Genomic DNA, 23153 nt, shown 5'->3' on the forward strand with positions numbered 1-23153 from the left:
CGCATGTCCGAGATCACCGATGGCTACCGGCCGCTGGAGGCCTCCGGCGGTGTCTACGTCTTCGACGAGTCCCTCTCACCGCGCCTCCAGATCAACGTGGCCATCAAGGCCGATGCGGGCGAGTACCCGGCCGAGGCCGCGGCCGCCGTCCTCGCGGGCGTGGCCGCCGTCCAGGAGTCGCTGAGGACGTCGTTCCCCACCGTCGACGCCCAGATCACCCCCACGGTCCTCGTCGGGGCCCGGGAGATGCAGTAGCCCGTTCCCCACCGTCCGCCCCGCGCCGTCCTGGCCCGGGGCTTTCCTCATCTCTGGAGGCCTCATGGCCGACCCCATGACCTACGGCGAGTTCCTCGGTGCCCTGCGGGCCGAGGGCCTGACCGTCATCGAGGAGAAGACCGGCGGCAAGTCCCCGGCCTCCCACAACCGCAACCACAAGGGCGCGTGGGGCCCGGTCAACGGGGTGATGATCCACCACACCGTGTCCCGCGGCCACGACACCACCGTGGAGATCTGCCGCAAGGGCCACGCCAGCCTGCCCGGGCCGCTGTGCCACGGCGTGATCTGCAAGGCCGGGCACGTCCACGTCGTCGGCTACGGCCGCACGAACCATGCAGGGCTCGGCGACGACGACGTGCTCCAGGCCGTCATCGACGAGAAGTCACTGCCCGCAGACAACGAGGCGAACACCGACGGCAACCGGCACTTCTACGGCTTCGAGTGCGAGAACCTCGGCGACGGCAAGGACCCCTGGCCCGCCGTCCAGCTGGACGCGATCGAGCGCGCGGCCGCGGCCGTGTGCCGCCACCACCGCTGGAACGAGCGGTCCGTCATCGGCCACCTGGAGTGGCAGCCCGGAAAGGTCGACCCGCGCGGCTTCACGATGGCGTCGATGCGCGCCCGGGTGGCCGATCGCCTCGACGGCACCCCCAGCGACGACTGGAAACCCAGCAACCCGAGCACCCCCAAGGAGGACCTCATGGCGGGCTACAGCGAGGCGCAGATCGGTGATGCGGTGATCCACCGGGACAACATCCCGGCGCCCAAGAGCGCGCCTGACAAGGCGAAGAACAAGAAGTGGACGCTGTCCAGCTACGTCCAGTCGATCTACAACGCGGTGGTCGGTCTGCCCGGCGCCGTCGCCGCCCTCAAGAAGAGCGTCGACGCACTCCGCGCCGACGTCGCCGCCCTCAAGAAGGAGTCCTGACCCATGGCTGAGATCAACCTGCCCGACGCCGAGACCGTCGTGAAGACCGCCACCTCCTACGGCCGCGACCTCGCCGAGCGAACCCTGTCCACCGCAGTCGTCGCGGCCGGCGGCGTCGCCGTCGCCGCGGGCCCGGCCGACATGTTTCACGCGACGTTCTGGCAGACCATGGCGGCCGCGGGGATCGCGGCGGCCGGGTCCCTGCTGAAGGGCATGCTGGCCAGAGCGTTCGGCACCAAGAACTCGGCGAGCCTCGCCAAGGGCGTCTGATGCGGGGCGCGGCGGCGCAGACGGCGTTCTCCCGCCGTCGCGCCTTCCTCGTCACCGTCGGCGCGGGCTGGGCCCTGTACGGCGGGCTGGGCATCATCAACCGGCCCCGCTACGGCACCAGTCGCGGCCTGGCCGACGTCACCCGCTACATCCCCATGGACGCCCTCGGCTGGATGTGGGTGACCTGCGGGGCCATCGCCGCGCTCGCCGGTCTCGTCGTCAACTGCCCGCGCGTCCAGGCCCTCGGGTACGTGGCGCTCGCCGCGCCCGCGGGCCTGTGGGCGGGGGCGTTCTCGGCGGCGGCGGCCGGACCGTACAGCGAGGCGATCGGCTCGGCGTGCGGATGGGGGGCATTCACGATCGGTGTGGTGCTGGTGTCCGGCATGGACGACCCGCCCCCGCCGCACCTGAGAAAGAAGGTTCGCTGATGGACGTGGGGGCACTGGTCGGCGGCGCCGTCGCCCTGGTCGTGGGGCTGCTGTCGTGGACCCAGAGCCGGGCGACGAACCGGCGCTCGGACTTCAAGGAGATCACCGACCAGCTAAGGCAGGATCTCGACGCGGAGCGCGCGCAGCGGAAGCTGCTCACCTCCTACGTCGTCGACCTGTGGCGCTGGGCGAAGCGCGTCGGCCCGGACACGCCGGCCGGGCCCGCACCGGAGCCCCCTCAGGAACTCGACCTCACACCCTGGCGCCACTGACTGCGGCCCCGCTCTCCTTCGGGAGGGCGGGGCCGCTTTCGTCGTTCCTAGGAGCGCCGGAACTCCTCACCGCAGGTGGTGCAAACCACGTCCCCGGTCTTCATCCCTTTGACGTGCTCCTTCACCTTCTGCGGGTGGTCGCACGGCGGCGACCCCTTCGCTTCCCACGCCTTCTGCAACCGCGTCGTCTCTTCCATGTCCACGGGCGCCTCCTTCGCAACTGAGTAAGAGGAGACCCGCAAGAACGGACAAGGGTTGTACGGGTCAGTCGTCCAGCTCGATGCGGAAGTCGACGATGGTGGTGTCGCCGCGGCGCACGATCGGGTGGGCTACCTCGACGATCCGTCCGGTGTCGGAGATGTGCCGCCGCGTGTACCGCAGCACGGGAACGCCGCCTCCGATCCGGAGCGTCGCCGCCTCCAGCTCAGTCGGCATGCCCACCGTGAACGACTCCGTGATCGCCGTGACCCGGATACCGAGACTTCCCAGCTGCGCGCGAGTGCCGCCCGGCCACGGTTCGTTGATCGGGTCGGCGACCGGGGTGCCCGCGACGTCGGACCATCGCACGTAGGAGGTACTCATCTGGGTGGCCTGGTCGTTGTCGTGGAAGACGAAGTGCCGGGCGAGGAGCCGCTCGCCCACCTCGCACTCGAACAGGCCCGCCAGTTCGGCGTCCGCCTTCACCCGCTCGAACCGCTTGTCGAGCCGGTACTCGGACCAGCCGATGCCCTGATCGCGGGTGTACGGCGTCGACTTCGCGCCGGGCGTGGACCGGTAGCGGTCGGCAGCCATGCGGTGAATCGGCGGCCGCGGCCGGACACGGGTGCCAGCGCGGGCCCGGGTCTCGATCAGACCCTCGGTGGCGAGGAGCCGGAGCGCGTTGCGGATGGTGGTCTCGGATACGCCATATGACGCACAGAGGGCAGGCAGGGTCGGCAGCTGGTCGCCGGGTGCGAGCTGGCCGGAGGCGATGCGCTGCCGCAGCTCAGCGGCGATGCGCAGGTACTCGGGCTGTGCCACTGCCGTACCACCGTTCCAAGTGATCGCGTCAATCTGAGTACACATACTCTCCCCTCCCTCTTGACCAGCGCCAACTCCGGCGACAATCTGAGTACAGATAACCACTATCCGTACACAGATAGCCACCGTCTGCGGGGTACAGCCATGCCCGAATCGGGTCACACGTGGCAGAAGGCATTCAAAGGGGAGCCGATCGAGGCGCCTCACGTCCGCCTCTGGACCCGTGGCCGCGTCGAGCACCCCGACGCCCCGCTCATCGCCGACGAACTGTTCGTCGCCGTCCTCGGCTCCGGCGCCCCCGTCGTCGAGATGACGCTCTCCACCGCGGGCGCCCGCATCCGCATCACCGCGGAAGGGCCCGACCCGCTGCCCCTCGTCAACAGCCACGGGCCCGGCTGGTCGATCCTGACCGGCCTGTGCGGCAGGGCCGGACTCACCACCGACGAGCGCGGTCTGTGGGGGCTCCTGGAAGGCCAGTCGAGATGACCAGCCTGCCCGCCGCCACCGCCTTGTCGTGGGCGCAGTACGCCGGTTGGGCCTGCGTCCTGTGTGGCGCCTCCCTCGCCACGACGGGCGGGGTGTCCGTCGGCCGCGCCGAGGGCCGCTCCGGCGTCCACGACCTCAGCGCCGAGGTGTTCGCCTGCCCGCCCCTGTCGGGCTGCGGGCCCTCGCGCCTCACCCAGACTCCCGCCCTCTACCAGCGGGCGGGCCAGACGCCTCCGACCGGAGGCGACGTCCACAACAGGAGGAAGACGTGACCATCGCGTTAGAGCACCCCGTGGGCACCACCGACCCGGCCGCCCTCGTCGGCCCTGAGGTGACCGAGCGGCTCGCCCGCCGGATCACCACCGACCACCCGGAGATCAGCGAGCCGACCGCGCGGCGCATCGTCGGCCAGGCCGCCGCGTTCATCGCCGCCTCCGGCCGACTGCCCGGCCAGTCCCTCGCGCCCAGCGAGCTGGTCGACTACGGCTGGCACGCGTTCATCCTGCACACCGTCGACTACGCCGAGTTCTGCGAGCGCGTCGCCGGTGGCTTCGTCCACCACGTCCCTACGGACGAGGGCGACGAGATGCCGGGCGGGGCGCAGGCCACCCGCGAGCGGACCCTCGCCGCCATCACGGCCGCCGGATACGCGGTCGACCCGGAGCTGTGGCCGGACATGGCCGACTGCACCCAATGCCACGCCGGGTGCACCGACAGCCCCAACAGCGGCAAGGGGAAGTAGCACACCGCACCACGCCCACCGTGCAAGACTCCAGCCGTCCGGCGGCACAGCCGGGCGGCTGGCCCTATGAGCGGAGCACCACGTGACAGACACGGCGATCGCCTGGGACACCTACTCGCGGCAGCGCCCCGAGCGCCGGCCGACGAACGCCCGCGGCGAGACGACCTGGTGCAACTGGACCCAGTACCCCGACCACGGACCAGGCGCGGAACTCCTCGAGGTCCCGGCCGGCGCCCGGGTCCTGGACCTCGGCTGCGGGAAGGGCGGCAACGCCGCGCACCTGGCGGCGCTCGGCCACCGCGCGGTCGGCGTCGACGTCTCCCCGAAGCAGCTGGCGGCGGCCCGCGAACGCTGGGGGCAGACGGCCAGGCTGGAGCTGCACCAGGCGGACGCCGTCGACTTCCTGCGCGAGGACCGGGAGGGGTTCGACGCCGTGTACTCGGTGTACGGCGCCGTCTGGTTCACCGACCCGGCGCGGCTGCTGCCCGCGATCCGGAAGCGTCTGCACCCGGGCGGCCGGCTGGTGTTCTCGCAGCGCCCGCCGGTGGAAGGCTGCTACGGCTGCCAGGCCTCGTACATTCCGCGCGGCGCCGACGAGGACCCGCTCGTCGTGAAGCGCTGGGACTACGAGCCGGACGGCTGGGAGCGCATGCTGAAGGAGCACGGCTTCACCGACGTGACCGCCGACGTGCTCGCCGCGCCCCCCGGCACCCGGAAGATCGGCACCCTCATCGTCCGGGCACGCGCCTGAGACGAACTCCAGACCGCGGCCCCGGATGGCGTACCCCGTCGCCCTCCGGGGCCGCTTGTTGCTCTCTACCGGTTCACTGCTCGCGCCGGTCGCTCACCAGCGCGGTGACCGCGATCGCCGTAAGCGCCCAGACGCTGGCGGTGTCCGGCACGCTGCCGGTACCGATCGCGGTGAGGGCGGACGCGGCGATGGCGTGGTGCGGGGTGAGCCTGCGCAGCGCCGGTAGCAGGCCGTTGTTGCCGTCTGCCGGGGTGGGCGTGGGATCGTGGAGTGTCATCGGTTCTCCAGTCGATGGGTGCTGGTGAAAGAGGGCCGTCGCGGGATGCCCTGAGAAGCCCCGCGGCGGCCACCCGCACGCTAACCCCAAATTCTGGGGTGCATGAGGATCGCACCTGAAAGACGCCTCGCTGTGTCACGGATTCGGCGCGGGTGCCACCCGTGAGCGTCAGGCGTGCCACCCGTGAGCGTGAGGCGTGCCGCACGTGTGACGTCAGGCGTGCGCCAGTTGCTCGTCGCCGCAGGTCACGAGTGCAATGCCGCCTCCAGGATGCCGAGCGGCGTCGGTCGGCACCGGGACGGAGAGGAGGCGCACGCCCGGATGCGAGGGTCGCGGACAGTCGTCAGCCGGGGCCGCTTCACGTTCAGGCGCCGGAGCCCTCCAGGCAGGTCGCGCACCGCGGCCCGGGCACGGGGTCCTTCCAGTCGACGTCGGGCAGCACGTCGTACTTGGTCTCATTGCCGATCGTGCCGTGGTCGTGGAACGGGAAGGCGCCGCGCTCCTCGTCGTAGGCGTGGACGAGGGTGTGGGGGTCGTCGCTGCGGGGGCGGCCGTGGTGGTCACTCGTCTCCTTGGCGATCTTCAGTGTGGTCATGCGCCGAGTATCCGGCTGCCGATCAGGCAGGTCCAGGAAACGCCGATCTGGATTCACGAGGGCCCGGAACGGGGCGCTCAGACACTTCACCTTGGATTCGAAGGTGATCACATGAGGCGCCGATTCGGTCTACAAAACCGCAGGTCACGGCCCCAATGGATCGCTTTACGTGCGCCCATAGAGTGATCACTCGCTAGAGGCGTCATAGCAGCATATTGGGGTTGCCGCTGCCGGTACCGCCGCTGACGAGGAAGGACAGCCGGGCCCGCAGAAGAGCGCGCAGCACGCGGTCTCCGCCGGGCGGCACGGTGCCCGCCGCCGTCAACTCGTCGAGGGTGAAGGCGCGCGGCCGTACCACCCGCAGCGACAGGCAGGTGCAGTCGACGGCGACCGGTGGCAGCACCGCGTGCAGCCGGGTGCCGTCCGGCAGCCTGGCGTCCACCCAGGGCCTGGCGTCGTCGAGCCTGCGCCCGGCGACGGTGGCGAGGCGCTGCGCGAGCCGCCGCACCGCCCCCGCGTCGGAGAAGGAGACCGGCGTCAATTCCAGGCCGCCGCCCCGGTCCACCCAGACCCGGTCCGGGGCGGACACCAGTACGTCGGTCACCGAGGGGTCGGCGAGCAGCGGCTCGAGCGGCCCGCTGCCGACCAGCTCCGACCTGAGCTGCTCGGCGGCACCGAGCACCTCGGCGTCCCCCAGCACCCGGCCCTGCTCCCGCAGTGCCTGCGCCACCCGCGCGGGCGTCGGCTCCGCCCCGCTCTCGGCGAGCCACCGCCGCACGCCGTCGAGCATCCCGGGCGCGGCTCCCGGGCCCCTCTGCGCGACCGCCGCCGGAGACCGCACGGAGTCCCGCGCTGCCCTCGTCCGAGTCCGTCCGGAGGCCGAGCCGGGCGATCCTGTGGGGCCGAGCCCGACGATCCGCCGGGAGCCGGTCCCAGCGATGCCCCGGAGGTCCGGCCCGGCATCCCTCCGGCAGTCGAGTCCCCAGGCGATCCGGCGGACTGTCGGACCGCCCAGCCCGGAACCGCCCGCGCGGTCGGCCCGTCGGACGCCCCTGGGGTCGGCCACCCCGCCCCCCTCCCCGTAGCCGGCCCGGTGGGCGCCCCCGACGCCCCGCCCCGCTCCCCCACGACCACCGCGTCCATCCCGCCCCGCCTTCCACCGCTCACGACCGATCCCGTCACGCACCTCATGAGCCGCCCCCGCCCCGTCCGTCCGTCTCCGCCAGCGCCCGTTCCCAGAAGTCCCGGCAGAAGCGCGCCAGGGGGCCTCGGGAAGGTGTGCCCGGGGGGCGCCTGCTCTCCGTGGCACGCAGGAGCCCGGACTCGACCGGCACCTCACCGACCAACGGCAGGCCGAGCAACCGGGCCACCTCACGGTCGTCGAGACCGGAGGCGTAGGGTCCGCGCACCGCGACCCGGAGGTCGCGCAGGACCATGCCGACCGCGGCCGCCACCCGGCCCGCCGCCGCGACGGCCCGCAGCTCGGCGGGGACCACGACGATCCCGATGTCGAGCTGCGCGAGGACCTCGGCGACGCCGTCGTCGATGCGGCGCGGCAGGTCCACGACGACCGTGCCGCCCCTCCGCCGGGCCGCCGCGAGCACCGCGCGCACGGCCTGAGCCGGTACCGCGACACAGTCGCCCCGGTCCCAGCTGAGCACCCGCAGTGAATGCAGCTCGGGCAGCGACTCCTCCAGGGCGCCGCCGCCGACCCGCCCGCGCGAGGCCGCGAACGCCGGCCACCTCAGCCCGTCGGCGGTCTCGCCGCCGAGGAGGACGTCGAGGCCACCGCCCATCGGATCGGCGTCCACCAGCAGACTGCGCAGTCCCTCCCGCGCCGAGGTGACGGCGAGCGCGCAGGCCAGCGTGGACGCTCCGGCACCGCCCCGGCCGCCGATGACGCCGACGGTCAGGGCCGGGCGGCCGACGCCCTCGGCGACGTCGGCGATGCGGTCGACCAGCCACTGCTCACCGTCGGGCAGCATCAGGACGTGATCGGCGCCGATCTCGACGGCCCGCTGCCAGATTCCCGAGTCGTCCTGATCGCGGCCCACGAGGACCACTCCCCTCCGCCGCACCGCTCCGCGCACGCGCCGGGCCACGTCGTCCCCGACGAGGACCAGTGGCGCGGTCTCCCATCCCGTCCGCCGCCCGGACGCCGGGGATGCCGAGGACGTCGCCGTCCCGGTCAGTGCCGAAGGCGTCGCACGAGGCGTCACGGGCACCGAGTGGTGCACCTCCGGTGTGGCGCCCGCGGCCGCGCACAGGCGCAGCAGGTCGTCCAGGAGCTCCGTGTCCTCGGTGACGATGAGGGGTGCGCCCTGCCGTCCTCCGGCGGTGGGCGGCGGGTCGTGCGTGATGGTTCCGGTCATGGCCTTTCCCCCTTCGGCGCGGCTCCCGCGGTCGCGCCCGGTGTCTCGTGGTCTCTCGCGCAGCCGCCGCGGCCCCGCGATTCGCGGCCGCCGAAGAACCGGAAACCGGTCTCCGCACGAGCGGCTCGCATCACGCGGCCGGCAAACAGATCCGGCCGTGGAACTCGGCGCGGCCCGGACGCGTGGGAATCACGGTGCAGCGATCCGGGAAATCGTGTGGATCTTGGTCAAAAACTGTGGACAACTCGACGATTGTGAATATCGACTCACTCGAACCGGTGAGCCTCCCCCGACCCCGTTCCACCCCGCGTGCGACTTCCGCAGGGCAGTCCGACAACTACACTCTGTAGTCGAATGAGGCCGCGACAGAACCTGGGCCCCGCGCCGGCACGGCGCGGGGCCCAGATCATGGAAAGAGCGAGAAAACCCACCCGGACATGCGACGACCCCCGCCGGGGGGGAGAGCGGGGGTCGTCTCCACGGCCGACTCGGGGGGGGAGGAGTCGGACCGGGTTAGCACGGTCGCGAACGATCCGTGACTTCCATGGTGTACCCGAGAGCCTTCTCAGGCAAACCCACGCGCCCCAGCTTACGCCGAATGGGCTGCGCCTATGCTCAGGGTTGTGGAAAACCACTCCTTGCCCCACTCCGCGCCTCACTCCACGCCCCGCACGGCGGCCTTCTTTGACCTGGACAAGACGGTCATTGCGAAGTCGAGCACGCTCACGTTCAGCAAGTCGTTCTACCAAGGCGGGCTGATCAACCGCAGGGCTGTGTTGCGTACCGCATATGCCCAGTTCGTCTTCCTCGCCGGCGGTGCCGACCACGACCAGATGGAGCGGATGCGCGAGTACCTCTCCGCGCTGTGCCGCGGGTGGAACGTCCAGTTGGTCAAGGAGCTGGTCGCCGAGACCCTGCACGACCTGATCGACCCGATCATCTACGACGAGGCGGCCTCCCTGATCGAGGAGCACCACACCGCGGGCCGCGACGTGGTGATCGTCTCCACGTCGGGCGCCGAGGTCGTCGAGCCGATCGGCGAGCTGCTCGGCGCGGACCGGGTGGTGGCGACCCGCATGATCGTGGGTGACGACGGCTGCTTCACCGGAGAGGTGGAGTACTACGCGTACGGCCCGACCAAGGCGGAGGCGATCCGGGAGCTGGCCGCCTCCGAGGGGTACGACCTGTCCCGCTGCTACGCCTACAGCGACTCGGCGACCGACCTGCCGATGCTGGAGGCCGTCGGCCACCCCCACGCGGTCAATCCGGACCGGGCGCTGCGCCGGGAGGCCCTCGCGCGCGAGTGGCCGGTTCTCGATTTCCACCGCCCGGTGCGGCTCAAACAGCGGATCGGGGGGTTCTCCGTGCCGCCGCGGCCCGCGCTCGTCGCCGCCGCCGCGATAGGCGCCGCGGCGGCCACCGCGGGCCTCGTCTGGTACGCGAGCCGCCGGCGGTCCACGGCCGCCTGACCGCCCCTTTCACACGCGTATGAGCGTAAAAGTAAAGAAGTGCGGCGAGGACTTCCGCTTACTGGGGCCCGGTAGTACAAAGGAGTCAACGGCCCGCGAGACCAAGGACATCCGAAAGGATCGCCTTCAACACGCATTTGGCCCCACGGACCGAGCACGGACACCGGGCACCCACGCGACGTCGACCCGTCGATTACGGGCCAGCCGCACCAGGTGACGGGCGAAGTTCCCGACCTGATGGGCACATTTCGAGGACGCTTGGTACCCCGGTGGTCGTGCCAGCGGCGGTACGAGCACTCGTACCGCCGCATTTCTGTCCCGTCTGTCCCGTCCGCCGGACAGCGCGCCGTCCGCCCTATGCCGCCCCGCGCTGGAGAGCCTCGCAGACCGCCGTCGACTCGCGTGCGCCCAGCGCGACGGCCCGGCCGCAGTGCGCGATCCAGGCGGCCATGCCCTCCGGCGTTCCGGAGACGTAGCCGTCGAGCGCCGTGAGGTAGGCCGCGCGCCCCAGCTCGGCGTGGCCGACCTCGGCCGGGCACACCGACTTGGGGTCCAGTCCGCTGCCGACCAGGACGATGCGCTCCGCGGCGCGCGCGACCAGTCCGTTGTGCGAGGCGAAGGGGCGCAGCGCCAGGAGTTCCCCGTGCACCACGGCGGCCGTCACCAGCGCCGGTGCCGAACCGCCGGCCGTGACCAGCGCGGCCAGGCCGTCCAGGCGGCCGTGCGCCTCCTCGGCGTCGGGCAGCGGCAGCTCGACGAGCGGTTCGTCCACCGGCTCGCCCGGCCGGCGGGGGCGCCCCACCTCGTCGGCCTTGTCCGCGGCCGCCACCAGATGCAGCCGGGCCAGCACCCGCAGCGGCGACTGGCGCCAGATGGACAGCAGCTGCCCCGCCTCGGCGGTCAGTCGCAGCGCGGCGCCCACCGCGCGCGCGTCGTCGTCGCCGCTGAAGTCGCTGCGTCGGCGCACCTCCTCCAGGGCCCAGTCCGCCCCGGACAGCGCCGCCGAGCCCCGGGCGCCGCGCAGTGCCGCCTCGGAGGTGATCTCGTTGCTGCGGCGCCGCATGACCCGGTGGCCGTAGACGCGGTCCACGGCCTTGCGTACGGATTCCACGGATTCGGCCACGCCGGGCAGGGCGCCCAGGGCCGCGAGCGGATCGGCGTTCGCGCCTGTCGTACTCATGAGTAAGACCCTACGCAACCCGGCGCCGCACCCCACGAACGAGTGGTCTTCTTCACCCCTCACCCGCCTCGCATGCCACCTACAGCTATCGAGCCACTACCCTTGGTGAACATGAAAATTGCTTTCGTCGGGAAGGGCGGCAGCGGCAAGACCACCCTGTCCTCCCTGTTCGTCCGCCATCTCGCCGCCACCGGCGCACCCGTCGTCGCGATCGACGCCGACATCAACCAGCACCTGGGGGCCGCGCTGGGCCTCGACGACGCGGAGGCGGCCGGGCTGCCCGCGATGGGCGAGCACCTCCCGCTGATCAAGGACCATCTGCGCGGCAGCAATCCGCGGATCGCCTCCGCCGAGAAGATGATCAAGACGACCCCGCCCGGCGAGGGCTCGCGTCTGCTGCGGGTGCGCGAGGACAACCCGGTTTACGACGCCTGCGCCCGGCCGGTGGAACTCGACGGCGGGGCCGTCCGTTTGATGGTCACCGGGCCCTTCACGGACGCCGACCTGGGAGTCGCCTGCTACCACTCCAAGACCGGAGCGGTGGAGCTGTGCCTCAACCACCTGGTCGACGGCCGGGACGAGTACGTCGTGGTGGACATGACCGCCGGCTCGGACTCGTTCGCCTCCGGCATGTTCACCCGCTTCGACATCACGTTCCTCGTCGCCGAGCCGACCCGTAAGGGGGTCTCCGTCTACCGCCAGTACAAGGAGTACGCCCGCGACTTCGGCGTCACCCTGAAGGTCGTCGGCAACAAGGTGCAGGGCCAGGACGACCTCGACTTCCTGCGCGACCAGGTCGGGGACGACCTGCTGGTCACCGTCGGGCACTCGGACTGGGTGCGCGCCATGGAGAAGGGCCGCCCGCCCCGGTTCGAGCGCCTGGAGGAGGCCAACGGCCGGGCGCTGCGCGCGCTGCACACGGCCGTCGACGCGACGTACGAGCTGCGGGACTGGGAGCGCTACACCCGGCAGATGGTCCACTTCCACCTGAAGAACGCCGCCAGTTGGGGCAACGAGCGCACCGGGGACGACCTGGCCGCGCAGGTCGACCCCGGTTTCGTCCTCGGCGAGGAGATCGCCGCCCCCGCGTGACCCGTGGGTCACCGCGCCCTCCTACCCTCCGGGGCGCCCGGCGGCCCGGCGCTACTGCTTGGCGGCCGGCGCCCCGGGCACGCCCTTCGGCGCCGGTGCGGGCGCGGCCGAAAGGAGGGACGCCCAGCCCTTTTCGGGAGCCTCACCCACACCGAGGGTGCGCAGCTTCTTCAGCACCTTCGGGTCCTGGGCGTCCAGCCAGTCCGCGAGTTGCCGGAAGGAGACGCAGCGCACCTCCTCCTTGGTGCACACCGTCTCGACGACCTCCTCCACGGCGCGCATGTAGGTGCCGCCGTTCCAGGACTCGAAGTGGTTGCCGATGATCAGGGGCGCGCGGTTCCCGTCGTAGGCCCGTTCGAAGCCCTTGAGCAGGCTGTCACGCATCTGGTCGCCCCAGAACTCGCGCTTGGCGGGGTCGCCCTGGGTGGCGGTGCCCGACTGGTTGACCATGTAGTTGTAGTCCATGGTGAGCTGCTCGTACGAGTGGCCGGGGAACGGCACGAGCTGCATCGACAGGTCCCACAGACCCTCCTTCTTCGACGGCCAGACCTGGTTGTTCACCCCGCTGCTGTCGTAGCGGAAGCCCATCTGGCTCGCGGCCTTCATGAAGTTCTTCTGGCCCTCCAGGCACGGGGTGCGGGCACCGATCAGCTCCTTGTCGTAGTCGAAGGGCAGGGGCGCCGCGTTCTTCATCCCGGTGTTGGTCTTCCAGGTCTTCACGAACTGCTTGGCCTGGCTGATCTCCTCCTTCCACTCCTCGACGGACCATTCCCCGACGCCGCCGCCGGCGCCGCAGAAGTGCCCGTTGAAGTGGGTGCCGATCTCGTTGCCCTCCTGCCACGCCAGTCGCAGCTGCTTCACGGTGTCGGCGATGCCCTGCTCGTCGTTGAAGCCGATGTCGGAGCGGCCCGGGGAGTGCTGGGGAGGGCTGTACAGGTCCCGCTTCTCGGTCGGCAGCATGTACACGCCGCTCAGGAAGTACGTCATCGTGGCGTTGTTCTCCTTGGCCACTTCGCGGAAGTGGGAGAACAGTTTCTGGCTGTCCTCACCCGCGCCGTCCCACGAGAACACCACGAACTGCGGGGGCTTCTGGCCCGGCTTGAGGCGTTCGGGCCGGGGCAGGTGCGGCTGGGCCCCGGTGTACGCGGTGGAACCGTCACCGATCAGCCGGACCGCGTTCTTGGGCGCCGGTGCCGCTTTCCCCTTCTCCTTCTCCGGACCTTGAGTCCCCTCGCCGGAACCGGTGCCGTTGTCGATCGCGCAACCGGCGAGCGACGCGGCGCAGATCGCGGCGACCACGGCGCGCGCGGCCATCCTGTGGGAGGCCATCCTGCGGGTGGCGGCCATGTCCGCCCACCTTCTTCCTTCTCTCGGGCCAACGCCGACTAGGCGATGTCGGGTGCTGAGCCGGGCCGTGCCGTCAGCGCCGTCAAGGTGACACGGAAATGAGAAGGAATTAGTACGACAAGCCGATGAAATAACCGATCCACTCGAATGCGCGGGGCGTTACTCCATTCGCGCTAAAAACCTATGCCTCTTCTTTACTCTGAATTACTCTTCATTTACTCGCTGTAATCGAACGGACCCTCAGGAGACGGGAAAATGTCAGCCTGCGTCCCCGCCCGCGCCGATTCGGCCCGGACCAAGCACGTCCACCCGCCCCACAGCCCGCCGCCCGGCGGCCCCCGGCGCTTCCGCGTCGCGGGCGCCGACGTCTCGGCCGCCATCGCGGTGTTCCTGATCGCCCTGCCCCTCTCCCTGGGCATCGCCCTCGCCACCGGCGCCCCCCTCCAGGCCGGCCTCGTCGCCGCCGCGGTGGGCGGAATCGTCGCCGGACGCATCGGTGGCTGCCCGCTCCAGGTCAGCGGCCCCGCCGCCGGACTCACCGTCGTCACCGCCGACCTCATCCAGCGCTACGGCTGGCGTACGACCTGTGCCATCACCGTCCTCGCCGGGGTCGCCCAACTGGGGCTCGGCTGCCTGCGCGTGGCGCGTTCGGCGCTCGCCGTGAGCCCCGCCATCGTGCACGGCATGCTCGCCGGCATCGGCGTCACCATCGCCGTCGCACAGCTGCACATCGTCCTCGGCGGTACCCCGCAGAGCTCCGTACCGGACAACCTGGTCGCACTGCCGGCACAGTTGGCCGGCCTCCACCCCGCCGACCTGGCCGTGAGCGTGCTGACCCTGACCCTCCTGCTGCTCTGGCCCCGCGTCCCCGGCCGGGCCGGTGAGATCCTGGGCAAGCTGCCCGCCGCCCTGATCGCCGTCGCCGGTGCCACCGCGGTCGCCGCCCTCACCGGACTCCGCCTGCCCAAGGTCGACCTGCCGTCCTGGAGCAGCCACGCCCTGGCCTCGCTGCCCGAAGGACCGGTGCTCGGTCTCGTCGCCGCCGTCCTCACCACCACGCTGGTGTGCAGTGTGCAGTCCCTGCTCGGCGCGGTCGCCGTGGACAAGCTGGTCGCCGCCCGGCCCTCGCTCACCGGCCGCGTCAAGCGTTCCGACCTCGACCGCGAACTGCTAGGCCAGGGCGCCGCCAACATCGTCTCCGGATCGCTCGGGGGGCTGCCCATCGCCGGTGTGGCCGTGCGCAGTTCCGCGAACGTCGCGGCGGGTGCCGTCAGCCGGAACTCCACGATGCTGCACGGCGTTCTCGTAGTGATCGCCGCGCTGCTGATGGTCCCGGCCCTGGAGCTCATCCCGCTCGCCTCGCTCGCCGCCCTGGTCATGGCCGTCGGCCTCAAGATGGTGTCGCTGAACCACATTCGTACGGTGACCCGCCACCGCGAGGTGCTGGTCTACGCGGTCACCACCTGCGGCGTGGTGTTCCTCGGCGTCCTGGAGGGCGTCGCGCTCGGCATCGCCGTCGCCGTGGGCGTCGCCCTGCACCGCCTCACCCGCACCCGGATCACCCACGACGACATGGAGGGAGTCCACCACGTACACGTACGGGGGCAGTTGACCTTCCTCGCCGTGCCTCGGCTCAGCCGGATCCTGCACCAAGTGCCCCACGGGGCGGACGCGGTCGTCGAGCTGGACGGGTCCTTCATGGACCACGCGGCGTACGAGACGCTCCAGGACTGGCAGAAGACGCACACCGCGCACGGCGGCTCCGTGGACATCACCGGCCGCCGGCCTGGCACCCGCATCTCCGAACCGGCCGAGGTGGACGGCTGCCGCTGCCGCCCCTGGACACCCTGGCGCAACCACCAGTGCGAACACCCACCGACGGCACCGGCGTCCGGCGCGGACCGGCAGGCCACCACGGGCAGATCCACCGGCAGGGCCCCCGACGGGTCCTCCGGCACCACGACCGGCCCGGACGCCCGCGGTGCCACCGGCGCATCCCGTGCACCCGGCGCACCCGACGGACCCCCCGGACACGAACTCGCCCGTGGCATCAGCGCGTTCCACCGCAACGTTGCCCCGCCGATGCGCCGCGAGCTGGCCCGGCTGGCCCGGGAAGGACAGCAGCCCTCCCAGCTGTTCCTGACCTGCGCCGACTCGCGGGTGGTCACATCGATGATCACCTCCAGCGGCCCCGGCGACCTCTTCGTGGTGCGCAACGTCGGCAACTTCGTACCGCTGCCCGGCGAGGAGAGCGGCGACGACTCGGTGGCCGCCGCGATCGAGTACGCGGTGGACGTGCTGAAGGTGCGGTCCATCACGGTGTGCGGACACTCCGGGTGCGGGGCGATGCAGGCGCTGCTCGGCGCCGCCCCCGGGGGCGCGCGCACCCCCCTCCAGCGATGGCTGCGGCACGGAGTGCCGAGCCTGGAACGTGCGCCCGCCGACACAGGCGGGGACGACCGCGCCCGGCCCCGGCTGGCCGGACGCGCGCCCGCCGACGCCGCCGAGCGGCTGTGCCTGGCCAACGTGGTCCAGCAGCTGGAGCACCTGCGCGCCCACGAGTCGGTGGCCCGGGCACTGGACGCCGGAGACCTGGAGCTGCACGGCATGTACTTCCACGTCGGCGAGGCGCAGTCGTACCTGCTGTCCGAGGACGCGGACGGCGACGTCTTCGAGCTCGTGCGGGAGCCGAACCCGACCGGCTGACCTCCAGACCGTCCGACCTTCCGACCCCTCCGGCCGGGTGCGGTCCCGGCGAGCCGCGGCGCGGACCGGTGTGAGAGGCGTTACACACACTGAACCCCGCGTCGTCGGCTGCCGTGGGTAGGGGTGACCACGGACCACGAAGGCGGCGCGGCGGCAGGCGGCGACCTGGAACAGGTCTAAACCATTTGCCCGTCGACCCTTGTCATCGGCCCCCCGGGTCTGATGAGCTGTGGCCTGGGACACAACGGACAACCCTGAGAAAGGGAGATGTCGTGAGCAACGAATCCTTGGCCAACCTGCTCAAGGAAGAACGCAGGTTCGCACCCCCCGCCGACCTGGCCGCGAACGCCAACGTCACGGCGGAGGCGTACGAACAGGCCAAGGCTGACAGGCTCGGCTTCTGGGCCGAGCAGGCCCGCCGACTGACCTGGGCGAAGGAGCCGACCGAGACGCTCGACTGGTCGAACCCGCCGTTCGCCAAGTGGTTCAAGGACGGCACGCTGAACGTCGCCTACAACTGCGTCGACCGGCACGTGGAGGCCGGCAACGGCGACCGCGTCGCCATCCACTTCGAGGGCGAGCCCGGCGACAGCCGCGCCCTCACCTACGCCCAGCTCAAGGACGAGGTCTCCAGGGCCGCCAACGCCCTGCTGGAGCTGGGTGTGCAGAAGGGCGACCGCGTCGCGATCTACATGCCGATGATCCCCGAGACGGCGATCGCGATGCTGGCCTGCGCCCGCATCGGCGCCGCGCACTCGGTCGTCTTCGGCGGCTTCTCCTCGGACGCGCTGGCCACCCGCATCCAGGACGCCGACGCCCGCGTCGTCATCACCGCCGACGGCGGCTACCGGCGCGGCAAGCCGTCCGCGCTCAAGCCGGCCGTCGACGAGGCCGTCGAGCGCGCCGGGATCGTCGAGCACGTGCTCGTCGTCCGCCGCACCGGCCAGGACGTCGCCTGGGACGGCTCCCGGGACAAGTGGTGGCACGAGACCGTCGACCGGCAGTCCGCCGAGCACACGCCCGAGGCGTTCGACGCCGAGCACCCGCTGTTCATCCTGTACACGTCCGGCACGACCGGTAAGCCCAAGGGCATCCTGCACACCTCCGGCGGCTACCTCACGCAGACGGCGTACACGCACTGGGCGGTCTTCGACCTCAAGCCGGAGACCGACGTGTTCTGGTGCACCGCCGACGTCGGCTGGGTCACCGGGCACTCCTACATCGTCTACGGCCCGCTCGCCAACGGCGCGACGCAGGTCATGTACGAGGGCACCCCGGACACCCCGCACCAGGGCCGGTTCTGGGAGATCGTGCAGAAGTACGGCGTGACGATCCTGTACACGGCGCCGACGGCGATCCGGACGTTCATGAAGTGGGGCGACGACATCCCCGCGAAGTTCGACCTGTCCTCCCTGCGCGTCCTCGGCTCGGTCGGCGAGCCGATCAACCCCGAGGCATGGATCTGGTACCGCAAGAACATCGGCGCGGACGCGACCCCGGTCGTCGACACCTGGTGGCAGACCGAGACCGGCTCGATGATGATCACACCGCTGCCGGGCGTCACGGAGGCCAAGCCGGGCTCCGCCCAGCGCGCGCTGCCCGGCATCTCCGCGACCGTCGTCGACGACGAGGCCAACGAGGTGCCGAACGGGGGCGGCGGCTACCTGGTCCTGACCGAGCCGTGGCCGTCGATGCTGCGCACCATCTGGGGCGACGACCAGCGGTTCATCGACACGTACTGGTCGCGTTTCGAGGGCAAGTACTTCGCGGGCGACGGCGCCAAGAAGGACGACGACGGCGACATCTGGCTGCTGGGCCGCGTCGACGACGTGATGCTCGTCTCCGGCCACAACATCTCCACCACCGAGGTCGAGTCGGCCCTCGTCTCCCACCCGTCGGTCGCCGAGGCGGCCGTGGTCGGCGCGGCGGACGAGACCACCGGCCAGGCCATCGTCGCCTTCGTCATCCTGCGCGGCACGGCCGCGGAGAGCGAGGACCTGGTCACCGAGCTGCGCAACCACGTCGGTGCCACGCTCGGCCCGATCGCCAAGCCCAAGCGGATCCTGCCGGTGGCGGAGCTGCCCAAGACCCGCTCCGGCAAGATCATGCGACGCCTGCTGCGCGACGTCGCGGAGAACCGGCAGCTCGGGGACGTCACGACCCTGACGGACTCGACGGTCATGGACCTCATCCAGTCGAAGCTCCCGGCGGCGCCCAGCGAGGACTGAGCCACGCACCCCGAGGGCACCCGGCGCCGGACGCGCGCCGGGTGCCCTCGCCCTGTGCGGCACCCGGGGCACGGGTAAGCTGGACGGACGTAAGAGAATAATCAAGATCCTCATGGTGCGCCGGGAAGTCTGGTCGGCATGTGTTCCGTGCTGCCCACCCACCGGAGGTTCTCCTCGTGACCGCGCCCCGCACCCCCCGCAATGCCTTCGGACGGCTGTCCCTGCCGGAGCGCACCTACCTCGCGGACGCGCTGCGCACCGAGACCGTCGGCGGCGTCCTGCTGCTCGTCGCCGCGATCGCCGCCCTGGTGTGGGCGAACATACCGGCGCTGCACGACAGCTACGAGAGCGTCAGCCACTTCCACTTCGGCCCCGCGGCGCTCGGCCTCGACCTGTCAGTCGCGCACTGGGCCGCCGACGGCCTCCTGGCGATCTTCTTCTTCGTCGCCGGCATCGAACTCAAACGCGAACTCGTCGCCGGTGACCTGAAGGACCCCAAGGCCGCCGCGCTCCCGGTGGTGGCGGCGCTGTGCGGCATGGTCGTACCGGCGCTCGTCTACACCGTCACCAACACCGCGGGCGGCGGCTCCCTGTCCGGCTGGGCCGTGCCGACCGCCACCGACATCGCCTTCGCGCTCGCCGTGCTCGCCGTCATCGGCACCTCGCTGCCGAGCGCCCTGCGCGCCTTCCTGCTGACGCTCGCCGTCGTCGACGACCTGTTCGCCATCCTGATCATCGCGGTCTTCTTCACCGACACCCTGAACTTCGCCGCGCTGGGCGGCGCGCTCGTCGGCCTCGTCGTCTTCTGGCTGCTGCTGCGCAAGGGGGTGCGCGGCTGGTACGTGTACGTCCCGCTCGGCCTGGTGATCTGGGCCCTGATGTACAACAGCGGCGTCCACGCCACCATCGCCGGCGTCGCGATGGGCCTGATGCTGCGCTGCCACCGGCGCGACGGCGAGGACCACTCCCCGGGCGAGCGCATCGAGCACCTGGTGCGCCCGCTGTCGGCGGGCCTGGCGGTTCCGCTGTTCGCGTTGTTCAGCGCGGGGGTGGCCATCTCCGGCGGGGCGCTGGCGGACGTGTTCACCAAGCCGGAGACCCTCGGTGTCGTGCTCGGGCTGGTCGTCGGCAAGACGCTGGGCATCTTCTTCGGCACCTGGCTGACCTCCCGCTTCACCCGGGCCTCGCTCAGCGACGACCTCCAGTGGGCGGACGTGTTCGCGGTGGCGACCCTGGCCGGCATCGGGTTCACCGTCTCGCTGCTCATCGGCGAGCTGGCCTTCGAGGGCGACGCGGCGATGACCGACCAGGTCAAGGCCGCCGTCCTGACCGGCTCACTCATCGCGGCGGCCCTGGCGACGGTGCTGCTGAAGATACGGAACGCGAAATACCGGGGGATGGTCGCGGAGGAGGAGCGCGACGACGACCTCAGCGGCGTACCGGACATCTACGAGGAGGACGACCCCGCGTACCACCTGCGGGTGGCCGCCGTGTACGAGAGGAAGGCCGCCGAGCACCGCCGGATCGCCGAGGAGATGGAGTCGGCGCGGCTTGCCGAAGTGGCGGGCGGGGCAGGCGATGAGGACGACCGTCCGGCATGATCTGACGAGACGGTACAAAAGACGGAACCGTACTCAGACGAGCCAGCAGAAGAGGGAGACCGCGATGAGCGCACCCGACGGCAGCCCGGTCGGCACCGAACGCAGCATCGGCCAGCTGTTCGCCTCGGCGACCACCGAAATGTCGGCGCTCGTGCACGACGAGATCGCGCTGGCGAAGGCGCAGCTGAAGCAGGACGTCAAGCGCGGAGCGACGAGCGGAGGCGCGTTCTCCGCCGCGGGCCTGCTCCTGGTGTTCTCGCTGCCGATGCTGAGCTTCGCGCTGGCCTACGGCATCAGGACCTGGAGCCACTGGAACCTCGCGGTCTGCTTCCTGCTCTCCTTCGCGGCCAACGTCCTGATCGCGGGCCTCCTCGCGCTGATCGGCATCGTCTTCGCGAAGAAGGCCAAGAAGGGCCGCGGCCCGCAGAAGGTCGCCGCCTCCGTGAAGCAGTCGGCGGGCGTGCTCCAGAACGCCAAGCCGCACCCGCGCCCGGAACTGCCCGCGGACCGGTCCCCCGAAGCGATCGAGGCTGTGGCACGCTCGACCTCATGACGGGCTCCAGCACCCCTTCGGGGCAATCCCCCTCGCCGCAGCACCCCAACCCCACCTCGGTCGTGCGCCTCGGCATCCCGGACGGGCCCGAGGTGACCCACCGGGACGTCGCGGCCAACGGCGCCCGCTTCCACATCGCCGAGCTGGGCGACGGACCGCTGGTGCTGCTGCTGCACGGTTTCCCGCAGTTCTGGTGGACCTGGCGGCACCAGCTGGTGGCGCTCGCCGACGCCGGTTTCCGCGCGGTCGCCATGGACCTGCGCGGCGTCGGCGGCAGCGACCGCACCCCGCGCGGCTACGACCCCGCGGGCCTCGCCCTCGACATCACCGGAGTGGTCCGCTCCCTCGGCGAGCCGGACGCCGCGCTGGTCGGTCACGACCTCGGCGGCTACCTGGCCTGGACGGCCGCAGCGATGCGGCCCAAGCTCGTGCGTCGGCTCGCGGTGTCCTCGATGCCGCACCCCCGGCGCTGGCGCTCGGCCATGCTCGGGGACGTCCGCCAGAGCCGGGCGGGCTCCTACATCTGGGGCTTCCAGCGCCCCTGGGTGCCGGAGCGTCAACTGACCGCGGACGACGGCGCGCTGGTCGGCCGACTGCTCCACGACTGGTCCGGGCCGCGGCTCCTCGACGACGAGGCGGTGACGGCGTACCGGCGCGCCATGTGCATCCCCTCCACGGCGCACTGCTCGGTCGAGCCGTACCGCTGGCTGGTGCGCTCCCTGGCCCGGCCGGACGGCATCCAGTTCTACCGCCGGATGAAGCGGCCGGTGCGCGTGCCGACCCTGCACCTGCACGGCTCCCTGGACCCCGTGATGCGGACGCGGAGCGCCGCCGGGTCCGGGCAGTACGTCGAAGCGCCGTACCGCTGGCGGCTGTTCGACGGGCTCGGGCACTTCCCGCACGAAGAGGATCCAGTCGCTTTCTCCACCGAACTGATCAACTGGCTGAAGGATCCCGAGCCGGATCGGTGAGCGATCGGTCACCGAACGGACGCACCCGGTATCCGAACCGGAACGCCTGTCCTACGAACGGCCACTTGCCCGACGCATAGGCCAATTGGGCGCACCAGAAGCGGTTATCGACCTTGGGGCGGGGGCACACGTCCCGGTATGGGCTGGACGCACGACTACAGTGACGTAGCACGCGACGGCCGCTCCACGAGCGGCGTGAGCAGTACCCACCGACCTGGCGGCACCCCGCAACTCGCGGGTGCGGACCTTCGCGTGGGCATTCCGCGCATCCTGCGCCGCCGAGCCCGCTGGGTCTCCGTACGCCTGCGCCATCCGCGGACCTGAGACACCGCCCCGACGCCCCCCGACATGGGGGGCGCGGGCCTAGAGCGCGCAGCTGTCGCTGTCCACCTGCTGACTTGCGGTGCGGCCCTTGCTGATGTCCTCGCGGATCTCGTCCGCGGTGAGCGCGTACCCGGTGTCGGGGTCGTCCAGGGACTTGGCGAAGACCACGCCGTACACCTCGCCCTCGGGCGTCAGCAGCGGGCCGCCCGAGTTGCCCTGACGGACGGTCGCGTACAGCGAGTAGACGTCCCGGCGGACGGTGTCGCGGTGGTAGATGTCCGGTCCGTTGGCCGTGATGCGCCCGCGCACCCGCGCGGCACGGACGTCGTACGCCCCGTTCTCCGGGAAGCCCGCGACGATGGCGCCGTCGTCGCCCTCCGCGTCCTCGTCGGCGAACCGGAGGGCGGGCGCGTCCAGTTCCGGCACGTCCAGGACGGCGATGTCGCGCTCCCAGTCGTAGAGGACGACCGTCGCGTCGTACTTCCGGCCCTCGCCGCCTATCTGCACGGTGGGTTCGTCGACGCCGCCCACGACGTGGGCGTTGGTCATGACGCGGCGGTCGGCGAAGACGAAGCCGGTGCCCTCCAGGACCTTGCCGCAGTCGGGGGCGGTGCCCATGACCTTGACGATGGAGCGCTTGGCGCCTGCGGCGACCGGGCTGTTCGCCAGGGTCGGGTCCGGCGGCAGCGTGTCGGGGATCGACTCGTTGGAGAACGGGCTGAAGACCTGCGGGAAGCCGTTCTTGTCGAGGACCGAGGTGAAGCTGTCGAACCAGTTGTCGGCACCGGCGGGCAGCACCTGCTGCACCCCCGCCAGCACCGTGGACTGCCGCACCTCCTTGCCGACCGTCGGCATCGTGGTCCGCGCCAGGGCGGAGCCGAGCAGCCAGGCGACCAGGAGCATGGCGACGACGTTGACCAGGGCGCCGCCGGTGGCGTCCAGGGCGCGGGCCGGGGACCAGGTGATGTAGCGGCGCAGCTTGTTGCCCAGATGGGTCGTCAGGGCCTGCCCGACGGAGGCGCACACGATGACGACCACGACCGCGACGACGGCGGCGGTGGTGCTCACCTCCGCGTTGTCCGTCAGCGCGTCCCAGATCACCGGGAGCAGGTAGACGGCGACGAGACCGCCACCGAGGAAGCCGATCACCGACAGGATGCCGACGACGAAGCCCTGGCGGAAGCCGACGATCGCGAACCAGACGGCGGCCAGCAGCAACAGGATGTCCAGCACGTTCACCGATTCAGGCCTCGTCTTGTCGTCTG

At 71.3% G+C, this 23153-nt stretch carries 25 protein-coding genes and 1 pseudogene; 17 read left to right on the forward strand and 9 right to left on the reverse strand.

All coding sequences use genetic code 11. The annotated features are described in order from the left end of the window. Nucleotides 1-3 precede the first annotated feature (3 nt). The 5 genes from ACZ56V_RS13155 to ACZ56V_RS13175 all read left to right on the forward strand — a co-directional run bounded on the left by ACZ56V_RS13155 (nucleotide 4) and on the right by ACZ56V_RS13175 (nucleotide 2174). Nucleotides 4-255: a hypothetical protein gene (locus ACZ56V_RS13155; protein ID WP_468941942.1), complete on the forward strand. Its 252-nt coding sequence runs from the start codon at nucleotides 4-6 to the stop codon at nucleotides 253-255. A 64-nt stretch (nucleotides 256-319) separates the two neighbouring features. After that, nucleotides 320-1204: an N-acetylmuramoyl-L-alanine amidase gene (locus ACZ56V_RS13160; protein ID WP_468941944.1), complete on the forward strand. Its 885-nt coding sequence runs from the start codon at nucleotides 320-322 to the stop codon at nucleotides 1202-1204. Nucleotides 1205-1207: 3 nt separating this feature from the next. Then, on the forward strand, nucleotides 1208-1474 hold the full coding sequence (locus ACZ56V_RS13165) for a hypothetical protein (protein ID WP_468941947.1): 267 nt from the start codon (nucleotides 1208-1210) through the stop codon (nucleotides 1472-1474). Further along, nucleotides 1474-1902, forward strand: coding sequence for a hypothetical protein (locus tag ACZ56V_RS13170; protein WP_468941949.1), 429 nt, complete (start codon nucleotides 1474-1476; stop codon nucleotides 1900-1902). Before ACZ56V_RS13165 ends, ACZ56V_RS13170 begins: the two co-directional genes overlap by 1 nt. After that, nucleotides 1902-2174 carry a phage holin family protein gene (locus ACZ56V_RS13175; RefSeq protein WP_393638035.1) on the forward strand — a complete coding sequence of 91 codons (273 nt, stop codon included), beginning with the start codon at nucleotides 1902-1904 and terminating at the stop codon, nucleotides 2172-2174. Before ACZ56V_RS13170 ends, ACZ56V_RS13175 begins: the two co-directional genes overlap by 1 nt. A gap of 47 nt (nucleotides 2175-2221) precedes the next feature. Here ACZ56V_RS13175 and ACZ56V_RS13180 read toward each other — a convergent pair whose 3' ends face one another. Beyond that, nucleotides 2222-2371 carry a hypothetical protein gene (locus ACZ56V_RS13180; RefSeq protein ID WP_468941951.1) on the reverse strand — a complete coding sequence of 50 codons (150 nt, stop codon included), beginning with the start codon at nucleotides 2369-2371 and terminating at the stop codon, nucleotides 2222-2224. Between the two features lie 67 nt (nucleotides 2372-2438). Further along, on the reverse strand, nucleotides 2439-3194 hold the full coding sequence (locus ACZ56V_RS13185; RefSeq protein WP_468941954.1) for a GntR family transcriptional regulator: 756 nt from the start codon (nucleotides 3192-3194) through the stop codon (nucleotides 2439-2441). A gap of 144 nt (nucleotides 3195-3338) precedes the next feature. Here ACZ56V_RS13185 and ACZ56V_RS13190 point away from each other — a divergent pair, with 144 nt between their 5' ends. The 4 genes from ACZ56V_RS13190 to ACZ56V_RS13205 all read left to right on the forward strand — a co-directional run bounded on the left by ACZ56V_RS13190 (nucleotide 3339) and on the right by ACZ56V_RS13205 (nucleotide 5173). Continuing rightward, complete coding sequence (locus ACZ56V_RS13190) at nucleotides 3339-3680, forward strand: hypothetical protein (RefSeq protein WP_468941957.1); 342 nt, start codon at nucleotides 3339-3341, stop codon at nucleotides 3678-3680. Beyond that, nucleotides 3677-3952, forward strand: coding sequence for a hypothetical protein (locus ACZ56V_RS13195; RefSeq protein ID WP_468941960.1), 276 nt, complete (start codon nucleotides 3677-3679; stop codon nucleotides 3950-3952). The genes ACZ56V_RS13190 and ACZ56V_RS13195 overlap by 4 nt, the downstream gene beginning before the upstream one ends. Continuing rightward, nucleotides 3949-4422, forward strand: a complete 474-nt coding sequence (locus ACZ56V_RS13200) for a glycine-rich domain-containing protein (protein ID WP_468941963.1) — start codon at nucleotides 3949-3951, stop codon at nucleotides 4420-4422. Before ACZ56V_RS13195 ends, ACZ56V_RS13200 begins: the two co-directional genes overlap by 4 nt. A gap of 82 nt (nucleotides 4423-4504) precedes the next feature. Then, nucleotides 4505-5173: a class I SAM-dependent methyltransferase gene (locus tag ACZ56V_RS13205; RefSeq protein WP_468941965.1), complete on the forward strand. Its 669-nt coding sequence runs from the start codon at nucleotides 4505-4507 to the stop codon at nucleotides 5171-5173. 73 nt (nucleotides 5174-5246) lie between these two features. On the opposite strand, the gene ACZ56V_RS13210 is transcribed toward ACZ56V_RS13205, so the two are convergent. The 4 genes and pseudogenes from ACZ56V_RS13210 to ssd form a co-directional block, all read right to left on the reverse strand. Then, nucleotides 5247-5450: a hypothetical protein gene (locus ACZ56V_RS13210; protein WP_468941967.1), complete on the reverse strand. Its 204-nt coding sequence runs from the start codon at nucleotides 5448-5450 to the stop codon at nucleotides 5247-5249. 364 nt (nucleotides 5451-5814) lie between these two features. Beyond that, on the reverse strand, nucleotides 5815-6045 hold the full coding sequence (locus ACZ56V_RS13215; RefSeq protein WP_468941970.1) for a hypothetical protein: 231 nt from the start codon (nucleotides 6043-6045) through the stop codon (nucleotides 5815-5817). Between the two features lie 208 nt (nucleotides 6046-6253). After that, a pseudogene (locus ACZ56V_RS13220) lies at nucleotides 6254-7008 on the reverse strand (ATPase, T2SS/T4P/T4SS family); the annotation flags it as partial. 224 nt (nucleotides 7009-7232) lie between these two features. Then, nucleotides 7233-8417, reverse strand: coding sequence for a septum site-determining protein Ssd (ssd, locus tag ACZ56V_RS13225; RefSeq protein WP_468941973.1), 1185 nt, complete (start codon nucleotides 8415-8417; stop codon nucleotides 7233-7235). Between the two features lie 611 nt (nucleotides 8418-9028). Here ssd and ACZ56V_RS13230 point away from each other — a divergent pair. Then, on the forward strand, nucleotides 9029-9886 hold the full coding sequence (locus ACZ56V_RS13230; RefSeq protein WP_467379010.1) for an HAD family hydrolase: 858 nt from the start codon (nucleotides 9029-9031) through the stop codon (nucleotides 9884-9886). 355 nt (nucleotides 9887-10241) lie between these two features. Here the strand turns inward: ACZ56V_RS13230 and ACZ56V_RS13235 are convergent, their stop codons facing one another. Then, nucleotides 10242-11066 carry a Fic family protein gene (locus ACZ56V_RS13235; RefSeq protein ID WP_468941978.1) on the reverse strand — a complete coding sequence of 275 codons (825 nt, stop codon included), beginning with the start codon at nucleotides 11064-11066 and terminating at the stop codon, nucleotides 10242-10244. 111 nt (nucleotides 11067-11177) lie between these two features. Between ACZ56V_RS13235 and ACZ56V_RS13240 the strand changes: the two genes are divergently transcribed. Beyond that, a complete protein-coding gene (locus ACZ56V_RS13240) occupies nucleotides 11178-12158 on the forward strand; it encodes an ATP-binding protein (RefSeq protein ID WP_468941981.1) in 981 nt (326 codons plus the stop codon). Between the two features lie 51 nt (nucleotides 12159-12209). Here ACZ56V_RS13240 and ACZ56V_RS13245 read toward each other — a convergent pair whose 3' ends face one another. Continuing rightward, a complete protein-coding gene (locus ACZ56V_RS13245) occupies nucleotides 12210-13505 on the reverse strand; it encodes a polysaccharide deacetylase family protein (protein WP_468941983.1) in 1296 nt (431 codons plus the stop codon). 255 nt (nucleotides 13506-13760) lie between these two features. On the opposite strand from ACZ56V_RS13245, the gene ACZ56V_RS13250 reads away from it, so the two are divergent. The 6 genes from ACZ56V_RS13250 (at nucleotide 13761) to ACZ56V_RS13275 (ending at nucleotide 21888) form a co-directional block, all read left to right on the forward strand. Then, nucleotides 13761-16211: a SulP family inorganic anion transporter gene (locus ACZ56V_RS13250; RefSeq protein WP_468941985.1), complete on the forward strand. Its 2451-nt coding sequence runs from the start codon at nucleotides 13761-13763 to the stop codon at nucleotides 16209-16211. Nucleotides 16212-16483: 272 nt separating this feature from the next. Next, nucleotides 16484-18439 carry an acetate--CoA ligase gene (gene acs / locus ACZ56V_RS13255; RefSeq protein ID WP_398911708.1) on the forward strand — a complete coding sequence of 652 codons (1956 nt, stop codon included), beginning with the start codon at nucleotides 16484-16486 and terminating at the stop codon, nucleotides 18437-18439. 176 nt (nucleotides 18440-18615) lie between these two features. Continuing rightward, nucleotides 18616-20040, forward strand: a complete 1425-nt coding sequence (gene nhaA, locus ACZ56V_RS13260; protein ID WP_468941988.1) for a Na+/H+ antiporter NhaA — start codon at nucleotides 18616-18618, stop codon at nucleotides 20038-20040. Between the two features lie 64 nt (nucleotides 20041-20104). Further along, a complete protein-coding gene (locus tag ACZ56V_RS13265) occupies nucleotides 20105-20593 on the forward strand; it encodes a phage holin family protein (RefSeq protein ID WP_104634514.1) in 489 nt (162 codons plus the stop codon). Continuing rightward, on the forward strand, nucleotides 20590-21564 hold the full coding sequence (locus tag ACZ56V_RS13270) for an alpha/beta fold hydrolase (RefSeq protein WP_398911706.1): 975 nt from the start codon (nucleotides 20590-20592) through the stop codon (nucleotides 21562-21564). The genes ACZ56V_RS13265 and ACZ56V_RS13270 overlap by 4 nt, the downstream gene beginning before the upstream one ends. A 138-nt stretch (nucleotides 21565-21702) precedes the next feature. Then, nucleotides 21703-21888, forward strand: coding sequence for a hypothetical protein (locus ACZ56V_RS13275; protein WP_104634500.1), 186 nt, complete (start codon nucleotides 21703-21705; stop codon nucleotides 21886-21888). A 39-nt stretch (nucleotides 21889-21927) separates the two neighbouring features. Here ACZ56V_RS13275 and ACZ56V_RS13280 read toward each other — a convergent pair whose 3' ends face one another. After that, nucleotides 21928-23127 carry a MarP family serine protease gene (locus ACZ56V_RS13280; protein ID WP_104634499.1) on the reverse strand — a complete coding sequence of 400 codons (1200 nt, stop codon included), beginning with the start codon at nucleotides 23125-23127 and terminating at the stop codon, nucleotides 21928-21930. Nucleotides 23128-23153: the final 26 nt, after the last annotated feature.

Source organism: Streptomyces sp. NPDC034099, from assembly GCF_055575415.1.